Below are 15793 nucleotides of genomic sequence, written 5' to 3' on the forward strand. Positions count from 1 at the left end.
CCAAGGATTGTCTTCATGATCGAGATCAGCCTCGGCAAGCTGATGTTGCTGGCGTTGATCGCGCTGATCGTGCTCGGCCCCGAAAAACTTCCGCAGGCTGCGCGCACGGCAGGCGCTTTGATGCGCCGACTGCGCTCGGGCTGGGAGAGCGTGCGCGCCGAAGTGGAGCGTGAACTGGAAATCGAAGAACTCAAGCGCACTGCGCGCGAGGCGGCAGCGCGTGCCGAAGCCATGCAGGCCGAGATGAACAAAGCCGCTCGCGATACGCGCGAACAAGTTGCCGCCACGACTACGGAAGTGCGTGACAGCATCGCTGACGTGCAAAAGGAACTCGCGTCCGCCGATGCGACCAAGGAAACACCTCATGGCGACGCCTGATTCCGAAACAAATTTGCAGGAAGGCCTGTTCTCGCACCTGCTCGAGCTGCGTTCGCGCTTGATCAAGGCGATTCTTGCGCTAGCCATCGTGTTGGCTGCGCTGGTGCCGTTTGCGAACCGTCTTTATGCATGGCTCGCGGCACCGTTGGTTTCGCGTTTGCCGGAAGGCGCGCACTTGATCGCCACCGAAGTCGCCAGCCCGTTCATCACTCCACTGAAGCTGGCTTTCTACGCGGCGCTGTTTATCAGCATGCCGGTGATCCTGTATCAGTTGTGGGCGTTCGTGAGCCCCGGTCTCTATAAACACGAAAAGCGCCTGGCGCGACCATTGCTGGTGGCAGCGCTGATCCTGTTCTACATCGGCGGTGCGTTTGCGTATTTCCTGGTGTTGCCAGCAGCGTTCCGCTTCCTGACGGCGGTCACGCCGCAAGGCGTGGAAATGATGACGGACATCACGCATTACCTTGATTTCGTGATGCTGATGTTCTTCGCCTTCGGCCTGTGTTTCGAAGTACCGGTAGCTGTTGTGGTGCTGGCGGCCGTGGGTGTCGTCGATCTCGACAAGTTGCGCAAGGGGCGGCGCTACGCGGTCGTCGGTGCGTTTGCCATCGCTGCCGTGGTTACACCGCCGGATATCACCTCGATGATCATGCTGGCCATTCCCATGTGCCTGCTTTACGAAATCGGCATTCTCGCCGTGCGTTGGCTGCTGAAGCCGAATGCGGCGGATGCGCCGTCCCATCCATGATGAATCCCTCTAAGACGTCCCGTCTTCCTGAGCCGGCTGCTGACGAGCTCGCCCATTCCGAACGCCTTCTGCAGCACTTGCGTGAAACGATCGCCGCACACGGCCCGATGCCGTTTTCGCAGTACATGGAGCGCTGTTTGTATGCGCCTGGGCTCGGTTACTACAGTGCCGGCAAGACTAAGTTCGGTGAGGCTGGCGATTTTGTTACCGCGCCGGAGTTAGGTGATCTGTTTGCGCGCTGCGTCGCCCATGCCGTGCAGCCCGTGCTGGCCATGTTGGGCGGCGACGCGGATTTCCTCGAACTTGGTGGCGGTAGTGGTGCCTTTGCCGAGGCCGCATTGCTGGCGCTATCGGAAAACGATGCGCTACCGCGCCGCTATTTGATTCTGGAGCCGAGCGCCGATCTGCGCGAACGCCAGCGCGAGCGTCTCGGTGCAGTGCTGCCAGCAGACGTCATGGCGCGCGTTGCATGGATCGACCGTCCGCCTGAAGAGAATTGGCGCGGCATCCTGTTCGCCAATGAAGTGATCGATGCATTGCCGACTACGCGTTTCGTGATCCGCCACGGCGAGATTTACGAAGAGCATGTGGCACTCGACGGCGAAGCACGTTTGTTGCGCGTGGATCGACCCGCTGATGCACTGGTAGCCAGCGCGGTACGTCATGTCGAACGTGATCTCGGTCGGGAATTCGAGGACGGCTATCGCTCGGAAATTCTCCCGCAGCTGCCCTATTGGATGCAGGCCATCGCCGGGTCGCTCGAAGCGGGGTTGATGCTTTTCATCGACTACGGCTATGTCCGTCGTGAGTTTTATCTGCCGGAACGACAAGACGGCACATTGATGGCGCATTACCGCCATCGCGCGCACAACGATCCGCTGTTCCTTCCGGGCCTTAACGATCTCACCGCGTCCGTCGACTTCACTGCATTAGCTGAAGCAGGCAACAGCGCCGGTTTCGACGTGGCAGCGTATCTGTCTCAAGCACAATTCCTGATCAGCGCTGGTTTGCAGGATGTCTTCGAGCGCGCTTATGAGCAGGCCGCCGACGATACCACCCGTCATCACCTCGCACAGCAAGTTCGAAAACTCACTATGCCCGATCAGATGGGCGACCGTTTCCAGGCGATGTTGTTCGCGCGTGGGTTGGCGGCCTTGCCGTTGCCTGTCGATCTTCTGGCGGCGGACCAGGGCGGACGTTTGTAGCGCTTAAATAATTCACGCGTGTTGCTTCATTGGACTGCCGTCAGCGGCTTGTTTTCGTCTCTGCAATCACCTGCACGCGCGCCTTCTCCATGGCTGCTCCTATTGCGGGACCTTGCAGCCCTTCCGCTACAAACGGCGCAGACGTGACGGACGCAGCCGCGTCGCGTGCAAGACGCAGATACGCTGCTTGGGGATAGTCGTCTTGCTCGTGACCCAGCCTTCCGCGCTTGTCAGCCAAGCAGGTCGTTAGGAAGGTTTGCAGACGTTCCGGTCGGCGTAGCGCGTCGAGTGCCGTCAGCAGTTTCAGCACCGTCGCAGGTTTGAGTTCGAACGCACGGTGACAGTTGAGGTGCTCGCGGCACACCAGTTCGGCGAGTTCGGCGTATTCAGTGGGTACTTTCAAGCGCGCGGCCAGGGCGCGCAGTGGTTTTACGCCGCGATGTTCGTGACCGACGTGGCGGGGCAGTTCTTCCTTCGGCGTGAGCGCTTTGCCGAGATCGTGGGTGAGTGCGCAGAAGCCGATCAGGTCGTTGCCAGGCGCCAGTTTGGCTGCTGCATCCAACACCATTTCCTGATGGATGCCGGTATCGATTTCGGGATGGAATTCGGCGCGTTGCGGTACGCCGTACAGCGCATCGATTTCCGGAAACAGTACCGCCAGTGCGCCAGCCTCGCGCAACACGCGTAAATAAGCAGAAGGCTGTGCTTCGCCGAGCGCTTTGCGCGTTTCCGCCCATACGCGCTCGGGCACGAGATGATCGACCTCGCCGTTGCGCACCATCTGCTGCAGCAGAGTCATGGTCTCGTCGGCAACCGTGAAACCGAGTGGTGCGAAACGCGCTGCGAAACGCGCCACGCGCAGCAGACGCACAGGGTCTTCCACGAAGGCGGGGGAAACATGCCGCAAAATGCGCAGTTCGATGTCACGCGCACCGCCGTAAGGGTCGACCAACTTGCCTTGCTCGTCTTCCGCGATCGCGTTGATGGTGAGGTCGCGCCGGGCGAGGTCTTGCTCCAGCGTGACCTCGGGATCGGCGTGGAAGGTGAAGCCATGGTAGCCGCGCCCTATCTTGCGCTCGGTACGGGCGAGTGCGAATTCCTCGTTGGTTTCGGGGTGCAGGAAGACCGGGAAATCCTTGCCCACGGGTCGATAGCCGAGGGCCAGCATATCTTCCGGACGCGCACCAACTACGACGTGGTCGTGGTCGATCACGGGGCGTCCCAGCAGTTTGTCACGGACCGCGCCGCCGACCAGGTAAGTACGCATGCCTTATTGTGCCATGGCCGCTTTATGCACCTCGATGGCGGAAGGTTTGTCGTGCTGAGTCCAGCCGCTGCTGGCGCGGCGTGCCCTGGATGATTCGCGGCAGCGAGCGAACGAATGGCTGCGGTGTAACACCGAGCGCGGCATACCCGTCCACCATGCCGACCGAATCAGTGCCGAGGGAAAGGAAATTGTCCGGCGAAAACGGCTTGCCGGGCAGCATGCCGGCAACGTGCGCTTGCAGGCGGCCCAGGCTGTCGGGTAGCGAGATAATCGGTGTGCGAAGTCCGGCGGTATCTCGTATGGCACGTACGATGTCGCCCAGCGTGAGCACATCGGGGCCATACAATTCGAAACTGCGACGCGAGGACAGTTTTTCATCCGCTACGCAGCGCGCGATGGCTTCGGTGACGTCGCCCACGTACGTGGGTGCCATGCGCGAGGTTGCGCGTGCCAGAGGAAGCGCAGGCATGCTGCGCAACAGCTTGGCGAAACGGGTGACGAGTCCATCACCGATACCAAAGATCACGCTCGGCTCGTAGATCGTCCAGTTCAGTGGCGAGCTCTTTACCAGCATTTCGGCTTCACCGCGCGTTTTCAGGTATTGCGATTGGCCTTGCCCAGCTTTTAACGAGCTCATCTGATGCAAGCGCTGCACGCCAGCCGTCTTGCAGATGTCGATCAGGCGTCGCGCCATCTCCACGTGCGCGCGCTGGAACGTATGACGGCCGCTGGCGTTGAGGATGCCGATGAGATTGATCACCGCATCGGCACCTTCGCAGTGATGCCTCAAGACAGCGTCGTCATAGACGTCCGCGCTGTGGATGGAAACGCTGGGCAACACCGCGAGCGTGCGATGCAGTTCGCGATTGCGCGAGAGTAGAGCAATACGATGCCCGTCGGCGGCAAGGCGAGGCACCAGATAGCTGCCAACAAAGCCGGTCCCGCCGAGGATGACGATATGTTGGGTGGTCATGGCGAAAATCCTCCTGGCTGCGGTAGGCCAGCTCCCTCTCGCCATCTATGAATCAAAAACGGGAGAGAGAGTCGAGGTGAGAGGTCACCTGGGGAAGATGTTACTCACTTCCGGGCAGGAGGGATGCGCAGTTAGTGCACTTTGTCCTTGGCCGGTGCGCTGTGCGTCGATGTCGTTGCCGCGGGGGCGGCTGCAGCAGGCGCTGGGGCGGACGATGCAGCCACCACCTTGGGCGCGGGGCAGGTCAGGTCTTTCCGTGCGTCCGGCGGATCCAGACGGCTATACGGCTGGCCGATGGGCAGCATGCGGGTGGAGAGTGGCGCGGCGGTGCCGTGCAGGCGCCAGTCGTAGATCACGCTGTAGTACATCACGCGCGCCACGTACTCGCGGGTTTCCTTGAAGGGGATGGTGGCGACGAAAAGATCGGGTGGCAGCTGGCTGCGTGCATCGACCCATTGATTCACCCGTGCTGCGCCGGCGTTGTAGGCGGCGCTGGCCAGCCAAGGTGAACCATCGAAACGTTCGGCCATCTGCGCCAGATAGCGTGTGCCCAGCGCGATGTTGACGGCGGGATCGTACAGGCTGTCACCGCCATTCCATGCAAGGCCGTTGCGGCGTGCCACGGTGGCCGCTGTGCTGGGCAGCAATTGCATGAGTCCGCGTGCATCCGCGCCCGATTGCGCATCGGTCATCCAGGCGCTTTCCACGCGCAGAATGCCGTAGGCCCAGGAAGGATCGATGCCGGCCTGCTGAGCCTGCGGCACTACACCGTCCTGGCTGGCGAGCGGAAAACGCAGCGTGTAGAAGTGCAAGGCGTCGCCGTTGTTGAACGCGAATACCGCGCGGTCGTACCAGCCGCGTTCGTTGGCCAGGATTACCGCCTGACGGATGGTCTGTGCGTCTGCATTGGCCAGCGCCTGGCTCCATTCACGGCGTGCCTGCTTGGGCATGTCTACGGCGAACAGTTCGAACGCGCGCTGCATACCGGGTGTCGCCAGCACTGCTTGTTGTGCTTGTTCATTCGCAGCCAACTGCGTACTGCACAACGCGTACGGTGCGCTTTCGCGATCCGCCGCCAGATAACCGAAGTAGCTGGATTGCTCGGCCACGCTGGCGAATGCGCGCTGCGCTTCTTCGCTGCGGCCGAGTTCGCTGAGCGCGCGTGCGCGGAAATATTGCCATTCGTCATCATCCCGCTGCGTCGGTGACAAAGCAGCGATGGCGTCCAGGACGGCTTGCCAGTTCTTTTCGGCCAAGGCCACGCGAACGCGCCATTCGCGGCTCGCAGGCGTTTGGGCGGAAGCGGGCAGATTGATGAGTCGTGCAAGCGCGTTGTCGTCGAAATCCGTGGCGTGGAAGAGCGCCAGCGCATTCAGGACGCGATCGCGCTGCTCGGGCGAGAAATGAAAGCGACCTTGCAAGGTTTGCCAGGCGGTGTCGGCCGTATTCGACTGGCGATGTGCCAGCCGTGCCAGCGCGAGCGTGACAGCCTGGCGTGTGCGTGACGTATCCGGCCATTGCTTGGCGGCAGTCACGGCGGCGGCTGGATCATTGAGCGCAAGAACCAACTTCTGCGCCGTCTGAGCGTCTTCCGGCGACAACCATTTGGCCATGCTGGAAATCGTGCCAGGCTTGCCGGCATCGACAGCCGCATCGATGCGCGCCCAGATGCGTGCGGGCGTCAGCAAGCCTTGATCGTACGCAGTCTGCAACACCGGATCGCAGGCTGAAGGCAACGCGGGCGTCGCCCACAGTGTGGCCAGGTCGCGGTTGAAATCCAGCTTGGCGCTGCCCGCAAGTTGTGCCTGCAGTGCGTCGCAGCTCAGCGCATCGCCGAGTCCCGGCTGGTACATCGCAACGAAGTTGGTCCAGTCCTGCCGGCGCGCCAATTCCTGCAGGAAATCACGGCGCAGGTCGTTAGCCGGAATCAGATCTGGGTATTGCCGCAGATAGGCGTCTACGGTTGCGCGATCCACTTGCTGCAGATCGTGTTCCAGCGAGGCCGCTTGCAGATAGGGATAAAGCGGGTAGTCCTGCAGATTCCCTGCGAGTGAGCGCCAGCCATCGCCACCCTGGCTGGCGGCGGCGTAAGCCTGCTTGAAGGCGGCGCGTTGCGCTTCCAACGAAGCGCTATCCGACTGTGCAGCGACCGCGCCGGCCAGCATTCCGCCGGTGATGACGGTCAACAGATAACGGCCGAGGCGCGATACGGCTAGCGAGGCCATGGGAGCTCCAGATCCTGCGGATAATCCTTGGCAAGTGTAGCGGATGGGTTTTCCGTGTCCTGAACGCTTCCTCACAGCGTAAGGCCCCTCTGGATATGCGCTGCGTAGTGTTCCTCGCTGCTAAGCTTTCGCGTTTCGGCCGCAGCACGCCTACAGGACCCGCATGCCGTCTCCGTCCAAGAACGCAGCTCATTACGGACTCGCCTGGCTGGCGTTGATCCTGGCCACGGTGGCTGGCCTTGCGTGGTGGTGGCAGATCGGCCGTGCGGTCCCTTTGCCGGATGCGCCATCCGCACGCATTGCCTGCGTGTCTTACGCGCCGTTTCGCCGGCCGGGTGAAACACCTTATGACATTCACTTCGTGATGACGCCGGAGCGCATCGACGAAGACTTGCGCGCGCTGTCGCAACGCTTCGACTGTGTGCGCACGTATTCGCAGGGCAATGGCCTTGCGGCGGTTCCGGCGATTGCTGCGCGCTATCACATGCAAGTGTTGATGGGCATCTGGCTGGGTGGCTCTCCGAAGCAGAACGAGAAGGAGATCGAGCTGGGCATCGCCACGGCCAATGCGAATGCCAAGACGATTCGCGGCATCGTTGTCGGCAACGAAGTGCTGCTGCGCGGGGATCTTTCACCCAAGCGGTTGACCGAATACATCCAGCGCGTACGCGCGGCAGTGCCGTCGATGATTCCGGTGACGTATGCCGACGTGTGGGAAAACTGGTTGCGCTATCCGCAAATGGCGAGCGTGGTGGATTTCGTCACCATCCACATTCTGCCGTACTGGGAAAACAATCCGGTGCCGGCCATCGATGCCGTGCATCATGTGGAAGACGTGTATACGCGCATGCAGCACGTGTTTCCCGGCAAGCAATTGATGATCGGCGAAACCGGCTGGCCTAGTGCGGGGCGTCTTCGTCGTTCTGCCGAACCGAGCGTGGTGGATGAAGCGCTGTACCTCCGCGCGTTCCTGCGTTATGCCGCCGATGTGCACATGCCCTACAACGTGATCGAAGCCTTCGATCAGCCGTGGAAGCGTGCGCAGGAAGGTACGGTCGGTGGCTATTGGGGCATCTTCGATTCGGATGCACAGCCGAAATTCCCGATGCTTGGGCCGGTCACCGAGGAGCCGCATTGGTGGCTGGGTTGGCTGGCTGGTGCAGTGTGTGCCCTGGCGTTTGCCGTGGTTGGCACTTGGCATCGCAGCTGGCGTGGGATCAGGGGATGGTTGGCTTTGCTGATGGCCGGCTTTGCTGCCGGCACATCAGCGGCATGGCAACTGCGGCAGATGATGTTTGCATGCGAAGGATGGTGGCAGTGGTTGCTGTCGGCATTGTGCCTGGCCGGCGGGCTTGCCATTGCAACGGCGTTGTCGCGGCGCATCGCTGCGCATCTGGCGGATCATCACGACCACTCCGAACCGGCGCAGTGGTGGCGCTTCGGCGCGTTGTTCGCGCTGGTGCTGTACGACATCCTGCTCGCCTTTGACGGCCGCTATATGGATTTTCCGATGGGCCTGTTCCTGCTTCCTTGCGTTGCATACGGCGTGTTTGGCCTGCTCACGCATGAGCTGCGCATGCCGTCGGCAGAGCAACGTTTTATGGCGTGTGTGGGCCCCGTGCTCGCGATCATGCCTGTGCTGGACGAAGCCGGCATGAGCAAAGTGACCTGGCTATGGTTGGGCCTGAATCTGGCGATTGCCGTGCCTGTCTGGGTGGCTTGGCGCTGTCATGCGGTTAGCTTGCAATCGCAAGAGGCGTAGGCAGCCGATCAACAATGCGATAGCGCCGGCGTAGTAGCAGTAAAGGATAAGAGCGATCGCACCGATTGCTGCGGCCAGCGCTGCGAGCCATGGCTTTTTCCCGATCATCGCCAACACGGTAGCGATGATCGCTGCGATGCCATAGCCGTAACTGTTGAAGCCGATCACGATCAGCTCGCGAGCCCAACACCAGCTGGGAGGATTGCCATCTTCGCAAACATGCCCCAGCGCACGTGACTCGATGAAGCCATACCGCAACCATGTGGCCAACAAGCCGAAGATCACGATCAGCAGCCAAGGCAGTGCAACGGGAATGAAACGCTTTTTTGCAGTCATCGATGCGTTTTGATGGAAGCGGAGGGAAGCTGGATTTCTGCAGCCAATGCCAGATGATCGGAAAACGCCTGCGGCAATGTCCACATTTTTTCGATGCGGATGTCCGATGACACCAGAATATGATCGAGCGCGCGCCGCGGCTTCCAGCTCGGAAAGGTCGGCACAGGGTGTTCGGGCGGTTGCAGGCTCGAATGTGCGAACAGGTGACGCATCTCCGGGCTATGCGGGTCGGTATTGAGATCACCCATCAGCACCGCGTGTGGATGGTCCTGGAGCACTTCGGCGATGAAGGCAAGTTGTTTGGCGCGTGCCTGCGCGCTGAGCGAAAGATGCGCCACAACCACCGCTAGCCCGTGCGCATCGTCGCCGAAGTGCGCCACGAGCGCACCGCGTCCGGGAATGCGGCTAGGCAGGGGATAGTCGATCACCCGCAACGGTTCCAAGCGGGAAATCAAGCCGTTCGCCGTGTGCGAAATCTGCGCCAGCGGCCGATTGGGCTGATGACTCCAGTACGGCATGCCGGAGGTTTCGGCGAGATAGCGTGTCTGATTGAGAAAGCCGGAACGCAGGCTGCCCGCATCGGTTTCTTGCAAGCCGACCACGTCGAACTGTGGGAGCAGTTCGGCCAAGCGGTCGAGATTATCCAGTTTGCTGCGTGCCGGCAGCACCGCGTTGATGCTGCGCGTGACGTACTGGCGGTAACGCTGCACGCTGGCTCCCGCCAGAATATTGCAGCTGAGGAGGCGCAGCCGTTGATGCTTGGCGGGGGCGCGGGTCATGGTCCTGCGTAGGGGCCGCTCTGAAAAGATCAGCGCATCCTAAAGGTTCTCGATGCGGCGGTTGTGAAAGCCGCATTGCAGGATGCTCTGAAAAGGATCAGAGCATCCCATCTCAGGCGATTACTTCTGCTTGGCGCTCAGTTCTTGCTGCACCAGGAACTTGGTGAGATCCACCAGCTCGGGGAAGCTCTTGATGTTGGCGCTGCGGTACTTGCCGTCGACGACGATGGTCGGCGTACCGTCCACACCCCACGTCTGGATCAGTGCGAGATCTTTCTTGATCTGTGCATCCACTTCGGGCGAGTTGGCGATCTTCAGAAACTGCTCGCGGTTTGCGCCGTGCTGAGCGTAGAAATCGGCGATCTCGTCCATGGAGTTGATCGGGTACTGCTCCTTGAACTTCGCCTTGAATAGTTCATCGTGCGTCTGTTCCAGCAGCCCCAGCTTCTTGGAGGCGTAATAAGCGCGTGCGAACGGCACCCAGGCGTCGTTGAACGGTGCTGGCACCAACTTGAATTCCACGCCTTTGGGCAGCGACTTGCGTAGCTCGTCGGCATAGGTGGAGAACTCGGCGCAGTGAATGCACGCGTAGGAAAACACTTCCACTACTTCGACCTTGCCGCTGCTGTTGTCGCGCTGATAAGGCGCCGGCAGGGTGACGTATTGGTTACCGTCGGTGAAAGGCGCGGACGCGGCATCGGGGCCGGCGGCGCTGCAAGCGGTGGTCAACAGCAAACCGCAAAGCAGGGCGGTGATGCGGTATCGGGCGGTCTTGAACATGTTTTTACCTGTGCAATGACAAGGTTCGTCAACGATTTTTTTTGAGATTAAACAAAAAGCGCCCGGCGGATCGGGCGCTGTGCATTCGTGCTTACTTGCCTGCGGCTTCTTTGGCGACGAGCCATTTGGTCAGCTCGATCGACTGCGCGTAGCCGCCAGCGCTGCCGGGCGTGAAGCGATACTTGCCATTGACGATGATGCTGGGCGTGCCATCCACACCGTATGCCTTCACCATGTCGTCGGCGCGCTTCATCTGCGTGTTGATGCTGAAGGAGTTGGCCACCGCAACGAACTGCGTGGGATCGACGCCGTACTTGGCATAGAACTTCGCCACGTTGTCGATCGTCGGCCATGCGGACTGCGGTTTCGGACGGCCGGTGGCGAGATCGTCGGAAGCCAGTTCGCCGCTCTTCCACACTGCGTCGTAGATGGCGTCATGCGCCTTCTCGACCACACCCAATGCCTTGGCGGTGAAATAGGCGCGCTGGAACAACGGGAAGTTTTCATCCGGACGGAACGATACCGGCAAATAAGTCATCACCGCATTCGACGGCAAGCTCTTCTCGAGCTGATCGGCCGTGGTGTGGAACGCATTGCAAGCGGGGCAGGCGTAGGAGAACGCTTCCGTCACCACGATCTTGTCCGGATTGCCGGTGGGCTGTTGCGGCTCGATGGTGAAGTAGTTCTTGCCTTCCACCCACTTGCCGTTGTCGACGAAGGGCTCGGCCGGCGCTGAGGGTTTCTGTGGGGCTGCGGTGGCCGTCGAAGCGGCAGCTGGTGCTGCTGCGGTGCTGGCAGAAGCCGCTGCGGTGGAGGCGGCGGCCGGTGCTTGCGTGGTGCTGGCCGGTGCCGGCTTCGCAGTCGAGGCCGGGGTGGCAGGGGCGGATGTCTGGGCCGGAGCCGGTTGCGGCGCCGAGGCATCGGTACCGTTTTGGCTGCAGGCGGCGAGCGCAATCAGCGCCGCACAAAGGAAAGACAAACGCTTCAGCATGGTTGGCCTCAAAGTCGATGAATCAGGGAATGGGGACGCTCTGATCCATTTTACGTGGGTGTCATCGACGGAAAATGGACCAGGGCCTCCCTGGGACAACGCGGCCAACAGGAAGTTACGGCGATGCAGCGGCCGTGCCATGGTCGGCGACGTGCAGGCCTTCGATATAGCTGGCCAGCGCCGCGATGTCCTGCGGGTCAAGGTTCTTGGCGACGGTCGGCATGATCTGGGCGTGAGCCTCGTGGCCCCAGGTCGTGCCGCTCTGGAAATCTTTCAGCTTGGCTTCGATGTACTGTGCATGCTGGCTGGTGAGCTGCGGATACATCGCACCGGGATTGCCGCGGCCGTCGATGCTGTGGCACGCCATGCAGGCCGGAATGCCGCGATCCGGATCACCTTCGCGATAGAGTTTCTGGCCGCGTTCGACCAACGCTTGATCGGCCACGCCGGGCAGCGGCTGCTTGCCGGCGAAATAGGCCGCAATGTCGCGCATGTCCTGATCGGACAGCGGCGTGGACATGCCGAGCATGATGGCGTTCTGGCGCTCGCCGGATTTGAAGTTATGCAACTGGTGCGCGATATACATCTCGTGCTGTCCAGCGAGCTTCGGATACTGCGGATCGGTGGAGTTACCGTCCATGCCGTGGCAGGCACCGCATGCGGCAGCCTTGCCCTGGCCGGACGTGGCGTCACCTGGTTTGGTGGACATCATCCAGTTGTCATCGTGCGCAGCTGCGGCGGTAGGCGTTGCGGCGGCCGGCGCGGTGGCTGCAGAGGCGGGTTTGGTGGTGGAGGCGGCTGCGGCCGGGGCTTTCGTGGCGGCCGGGGCTTTGGTGTTCTGCGCAAACGCGACGCTGGCGGAAAGAGCAACAACCAGGGCTACTGCATTCAAGACAGCGGGCCGGCAACCGGCGAGCCGAAAACTCATACACTTGCCTCCAGGAAATACTGCTATTGACGTACGGTGCGCACCCTCAGCGTACCGTGACTGGCAGAACTAAAGGATGATCTGATCCATTCTGCGTAGGCGTCACCGACCCTGTCTGTTCGCATCTCTTCGGTCCATCGTCTCGACAGACGGCCAGTCTGCCTTCCTCGCTCCTCAAGGCAGGGTACATCCATGTACCCTCCCCGCGTGCGCCGATGGCCCTGTGACCTGCGAACAGACAGGGCCGCTGCCACCTATGCAGAACGAATCAGAGCATCCTTAAATTATCCCCACCCCATCCAAGCCGGTCAAACCAGTCTATGCCTATCAATCCGCTGCAGGGCGCACAATTCGTGCTTGCCGCCCATCGCATCCAGCAACTACCTGCCGACGAAGGCGCCGAGGTGGCGTTCGCCGGCCGTTCCAACGCGGGCAAGTCCAGCGCATTGAATGCATTGACCGGCCAGAAGAGTCTGGCGCGCACCTCGAAAACGCCGGGGCGCACGCAGCAGATGGTCGCCTTTTCTTTGCCTGTGGTGGTGCGCGGTGAAACGTCGCAGCCACTGGAAACGCGCCTGATCGATCTGCCCGGCTACGGTTACGCCAAGGTGCCCGATGCCCTGCGGGACCACTGGCGACATGAAATCGACAAATATTTGCACGTGCGCCGCAGCCTGCGTGGCGTGGTACTGATCGTGGACATCCGTCATCCCATGAAGGAGTTCGACCGGATGATGCTGGACTTCTGCCTCGCCACCGTGTTGCCGTGCCATGTGCTGCTGACCAAGGCCGACAAGCTGTCGCGCAATCAGGCGAGCCAAGCGCTGACTGCACTGCGCAATCAGATTGGCGCGAACACACCGGTGACGATGCAGGTGTTTTCAGCGCCAGACGGCACGGGTGTGGAGGAGGCGCGCGCTGCCGTCATGAATTTGCTGGAAGGCCATGAACGCGCCATCGTCGCACAGCGCGACTGATCCGTAGGTTGGAGCGCAAACTCCAACATCGCCATGTATGCGGATACGAGTGTTGGGGTTTGCACCCCAATCTACGCGTTGACGGCTTCCATGAATACCGCGCACAACGCTTCCATGCCTGCACGATCTTCGTCGTCGAAGCGGCCGATGGACGGACTGTCCACGTCCCACACACCCAGCAGCGTGCCATCGGACTTCACCAGCGGCACCACGATTTCCGACTGCGATGCCGCATCGCAGGCAATGTGACCGTCGAAATCGTTCACGTCACGCACAATCTGTGTTTGGCGCGTCTGTGCCGCGGTGCCGCATACACCTTTGCCAAGTGCAATGCGGATACAGGCCGGCTTGCCCTGGAACGGTCCAACCACCAGTTCTTTGCCGTCATAGAGATAAAAGCCGGCCCAGTTGAAGTCGGGCAGGCTGTGGAACACCAGGGCCGCGAAATTGGCTGCGTTGGCGATGAGGCTGGGTTCGCCGGCCAGCATGCCGCGGGCCTGGTCCGCCAGGTCGGCATATAGCTCGGGCTTGCTAGTTGCCAGGGCGTTTTTGATCTCGAACATGACGTATGGACTCGATTGCTGCAGACTGACTGGCCAAAGATGGGTTGTCCGCGGCCTGGGCACAAGGGGAATCGATTATGAGCGAGCAGCACGATGCTGCGCACAATGGGCGTGTCGAGGCGCACCGGCTGGATGGTTTCATCGACGCGGCCTTCGCTTTTGCGGTAAGCGTGCTGGCCATCGCGGGGGCCGAAGTGCCGCACAACCTGCACGATCTTTTGCAGGCGCTGGACCGAATTCCGGCTTTTGCCTGCAGCTTCGCCACGCTGATGATCTTCTGGCACCGCCATGTACGTTGGCGAGACCGCTTCCGGTTGCACGACACGACCAGCATGATGTTGAGTCTGATGCTGGTGTTCTTCGCGTTGATTTTCGTTTATCCGCTGAACATGTTGTTCCAGGCGATGTTCAGTGCATTTTATGCGGCCTTCGCGCATCAGCAATTGTCGGGTGCACCGACCATCAACAGCGTGCACGAAGTGAAAGCACTCTACATTTGCTACGGCTTGGCCTATGCCTGCATGGCAGCGTGTCTTGCAGGCCTTTATCGCCATAGCTTGCGCAAGGCACATATGTCGCATGCGGAGCGGATCGAAGCACGCCAGTCTTTCTACACGCAGACAGGCTCGATCTACGTGGCCTTGCTCTCATTGTTTGCGGCGCTGGTCATTCCCGAGACGTCGGCATGGACGGCGTTGCCGGGGTGCCTTTATATCTTGTTGAGCCCGATGTACTGGATAGCAGGGCGTTGGGCGAAACGAGCCAGGGCGAGTGCTGCATGAGCTCGTCGCTGTTCGTGGCGGGCACTGACACTGGCATCGGTAAAACCCATGCGGCTTGCACGTTGATTCACGCCTTGCGCGCGTCGGGCCTGAGCGTCTGCGGTATGAAGCCGGTCGCGAGCGGTTGTGTCGAGACCGCACACGGTCTGCGCAATGAGGACGCGCTGGCGCTGCAGGCCGCGAGCAGGCCTGCGCCCGCGTACGAAGAGATCAATCCCGTCGCCTTGCGTGAACCGCTGTCTCCCCACTTGGCCGCTGCTCACGCCGGCGTGACGATTGCGTTGCCGCCGCTGCACGCGGCGTTTCAGAAACTATCCACGCGTTACGACATGGTGGTGGTCGAAGGCGTGGGCGGCTGGCGAGTGCCATTGGCACCGGGCTTGCTCGCCTCGGAGCTTCCCAAGGCCTGGGGGTTGCCGGTGGTGCTGGTGGTGGGGCTACGGCTTGGCTGCCTCAATCATGCACTGCTCAGTGCTGAGGCCATCCAGGCGGATGGTTGCCGGCTGGTCGGCTGGATTGGGAACTGCATCGACCCAGAGATGGCTGCGATCGAGGAGAATATCGCCACGTTGCATGCGTTGCTGCCGGCACCCTGCTTAGGGCTCCTGCCGTATGGCATGCCGCCGGAACGAGCGTGGAGCCTGTTGGACCAGGCAGCGCTGCGTTTTTAAGGGGAAGCAAGGGCTGCCAGGCCCTCTATGTCAGGAACGGTCACCAAAAAGGGAGGAACCGATGACCAACCGTAGTCACTACTACCTGCAAATCAATGATCTTGCGCACGCGCGCGGCACTGATTCCTCGCTGAGCTACAGCGGTGCTGGTCCGAACGATCTAGCTGCCGCTTTGCAGGAAGCTTTGCGTAGCCCGCTGCTGTTCCAGCGCTGGCGCGTCATGCAGCCTGATCCCGATAGTGTGGACGAGCGACTGGGTATCACCGATCAACTCGCTACGGTGACGGCCAAGGTCGCGGACTTGCACACTGAAGTGAGCGTGATCAGCGATTTGCCGATGAGCATCTTGCGTCAGCGTTTGAATTGGCTGATCGGCGCATCCTGGCAATTGCACGACGTGCGTCCCGCTTGATGGCGTAACTTGCATG

17 protein-coding genes are annotated in these 15793 nt (G+C 61.2%); 8 read left to right on the forward strand and 9 right to left on the reverse strand.

The window, feature by feature from the left end; genetic code table 11:
* Window positions 1-15 precede the first annotated feature (15 nt).
* The 3 genes from tatB to QQJ86_RS14285 are packed head-to-tail and all read left to right on the forward strand — an operon-like array spanning window position 16 to window position 2331.
* Window positions 16-378, forward strand: a complete 363-nt coding sequence (tatB, locus tag QQJ86_RS14275) for a Sec-independent protein translocase protein TatB (protein WP_284321626.1) — start codon at window positions 16-18, stop codon at window positions 376-378.
* Entirely contained in the window at window positions 365-1126 is a 762-nt protein-coding gene (gene tatC / locus QQJ86_RS14280; protein WP_284321627.1) for a twin-arginine translocase subunit TatC, read from the forward strand. Before tatB ends, tatC begins: the two co-directional genes overlap by 14 nt.
* Entirely contained in the window at window positions 1123-2331 is a 1209-nt protein-coding gene (locus QQJ86_RS14285) for a class I SAM-dependent methyltransferase (protein ID WP_284321628.1), read from the forward strand. Before tatC ends, QQJ86_RS14285 begins: the two co-directional genes overlap by 4 nt.
* A 40-nt stretch (window positions 2332-2371) precedes the next feature.
* On the opposite strand, the gene QQJ86_RS14290 is transcribed toward QQJ86_RS14285, so the two are convergent.
* The 3 genes from QQJ86_RS14290 to QQJ86_RS14300 all read right to left on the reverse strand — a co-directional run bounded on the left by QQJ86_RS14290 (window position 2372) and on the right by QQJ86_RS14300 (window position 6796).
* Window positions 2372-3598, reverse strand: coding sequence for a multifunctional CCA addition/repair protein (locus QQJ86_RS14290; protein ID WP_284321629.1), 1227 nt, complete (start codon window positions 3596-3598; stop codon window positions 2372-2374).
* 22 nt (window positions 3599-3620) lie between these two features.
* Entirely contained in the window at window positions 3621-4571 is a 951-nt protein-coding gene (locus QQJ86_RS14295; RefSeq protein ID WP_284321630.1) for a complex I NDUFA9 subunit family protein, read from the reverse strand.
* Window positions 4572-4702: 131 nt separating this feature from the next.
* Window positions 4703-6796 carry a transglycosylase SLT domain-containing protein gene (locus QQJ86_RS14300; protein ID WP_284321631.1) on the reverse strand — a complete coding sequence of 698 codons (2094 nt, stop codon included), beginning with the start codon at window positions 6794-6796 and terminating at the stop codon, window positions 4703-4705.
* Window positions 6797-6959: 163 nt separating this feature from the next.
* Between QQJ86_RS14300 and QQJ86_RS14305 the strand changes: the two genes are divergently transcribed.
* On the forward strand, window positions 6960-8558 hold the full coding sequence (locus QQJ86_RS14305) for a glycoside hydrolase family 17 protein (protein ID WP_284321632.1): 1599 nt from the start codon (window positions 6960-6962) through the stop codon (window positions 8556-8558).
* On the opposite strand, the gene QQJ86_RS14310 is transcribed toward QQJ86_RS14305, so the two are convergent.
* The 5 genes from QQJ86_RS14310 to QQJ86_RS14330 all read right to left on the reverse strand — a co-directional run bounded on the left by QQJ86_RS14310 (window position 8469) and on the right by QQJ86_RS14330 (window position 12372).
* On the reverse strand, window positions 8469-8894 hold the full coding sequence (locus QQJ86_RS14310; RefSeq protein WP_284321633.1) for a hypothetical protein: 426 nt from the start codon (window positions 8892-8894) through the stop codon (window positions 8469-8471). The genes QQJ86_RS14305 and QQJ86_RS14310 overlap by 90 nt on opposite strands.
* Window positions 8891-9673 carry an endonuclease/exonuclease/phosphatase family protein gene (locus QQJ86_RS14315; RefSeq protein WP_284321634.1) on the reverse strand — a complete coding sequence of 261 codons (783 nt, stop codon included), beginning with the start codon at window positions 9671-9673 and terminating at the stop codon, window positions 8891-8893. The genes QQJ86_RS14310 and QQJ86_RS14315 overlap by 4 nt, the downstream gene beginning before the upstream one ends.
* A gap of 120 nt (window positions 9674-9793) precedes the next feature.
* Complete coding sequence (locus tag QQJ86_RS14320; RefSeq protein ID WP_284321635.1) at window positions 9794-10453, reverse strand: thiol:disulfide interchange protein DsbA/DsbL; 660 nt, start codon at window positions 10451-10453, stop codon at window positions 9794-9796.
* Between the two features lie 91 nt (window positions 10454-10544).
* The gene (locus tag QQJ86_RS14325) at window positions 10545-11444 is read right to left on the reverse strand and encodes a thiol:disulfide interchange protein DsbA/DsbL (protein WP_284321636.1); all 900 of its coding nucleotides are present in this window, start codon (window positions 11442-11444) and stop codon (window positions 10545-10547) included.
* Between the two features lie 115 nt (window positions 11445-11559).
* Entirely contained in the window at window positions 11560-12372 is an 813-nt protein-coding gene (locus QQJ86_RS14330) for a c-type cytochrome (RefSeq protein WP_284321637.1), read from the reverse strand.
* Window positions 12373-12692: 320 nt separating this feature from the next.
* Here QQJ86_RS14330 and yihA point away from each other — a divergent pair, with 320 nt between their 5' ends.
* Window positions 12693-13349, forward strand: coding sequence for a ribosome biogenesis GTP-binding protein YihA/YsxC (yihA, locus tag QQJ86_RS14335; protein WP_284321638.1), 657 nt, complete (start codon window positions 12693-12695; stop codon window positions 13347-13349).
* Between the two features lie 71 nt (window positions 13350-13420).
* Here the strand turns inward: yihA and QQJ86_RS14340 are convergent, their stop codons facing one another.
* Window positions 13421-13912, reverse strand: a complete 492-nt coding sequence (locus QQJ86_RS14340; protein WP_284321639.1) for a GAF domain-containing protein — start codon at window positions 13910-13912, stop codon at window positions 13421-13423.
* A gap of 77 nt (window positions 13913-13989) precedes the next feature.
* Between QQJ86_RS14340 and QQJ86_RS14345 the strand changes: the two genes are divergently transcribed.
* The 3 genes from QQJ86_RS14345 (at window position 13990) to QQJ86_RS14355 (ending at window position 15777) form a co-directional block, all read left to right on the forward strand.
* Complete coding sequence (locus QQJ86_RS14345) at window positions 13990-14694, forward strand: TMEM175 family protein (protein WP_284321640.1); 705 nt, start codon at window positions 13990-13992, stop codon at window positions 14692-14694.
* A complete protein-coding gene (gene bioD, locus QQJ86_RS14350; RefSeq protein ID WP_284321641.1) occupies window positions 14691-15365 on the forward strand; it encodes a dethiobiotin synthase in 675 nt (224 codons plus the stop codon). The genes QQJ86_RS14345 and bioD overlap by 4 nt, the downstream gene beginning before the upstream one ends.
* A gap of 61 nt (window positions 15366-15426) precedes the next feature.
* Window positions 15427-15777, forward strand: coding sequence for a hypothetical protein (locus QQJ86_RS14355; protein ID WP_284321642.1), 351 nt, complete (start codon window positions 15427-15429; stop codon window positions 15775-15777).
* The last annotated feature ends 16 nt before the right edge of the window (window positions 15778-15793 follow it).

This window comes from Dyella acidisoli (assembly GCF_030160295.1).
Classification (GTDB): Bacteria; Pseudomonadota; Gammaproteobacteria; order Xanthomonadales; family Rhodanobacteraceae; genus Dyella_B; species Dyella_B acidisoli.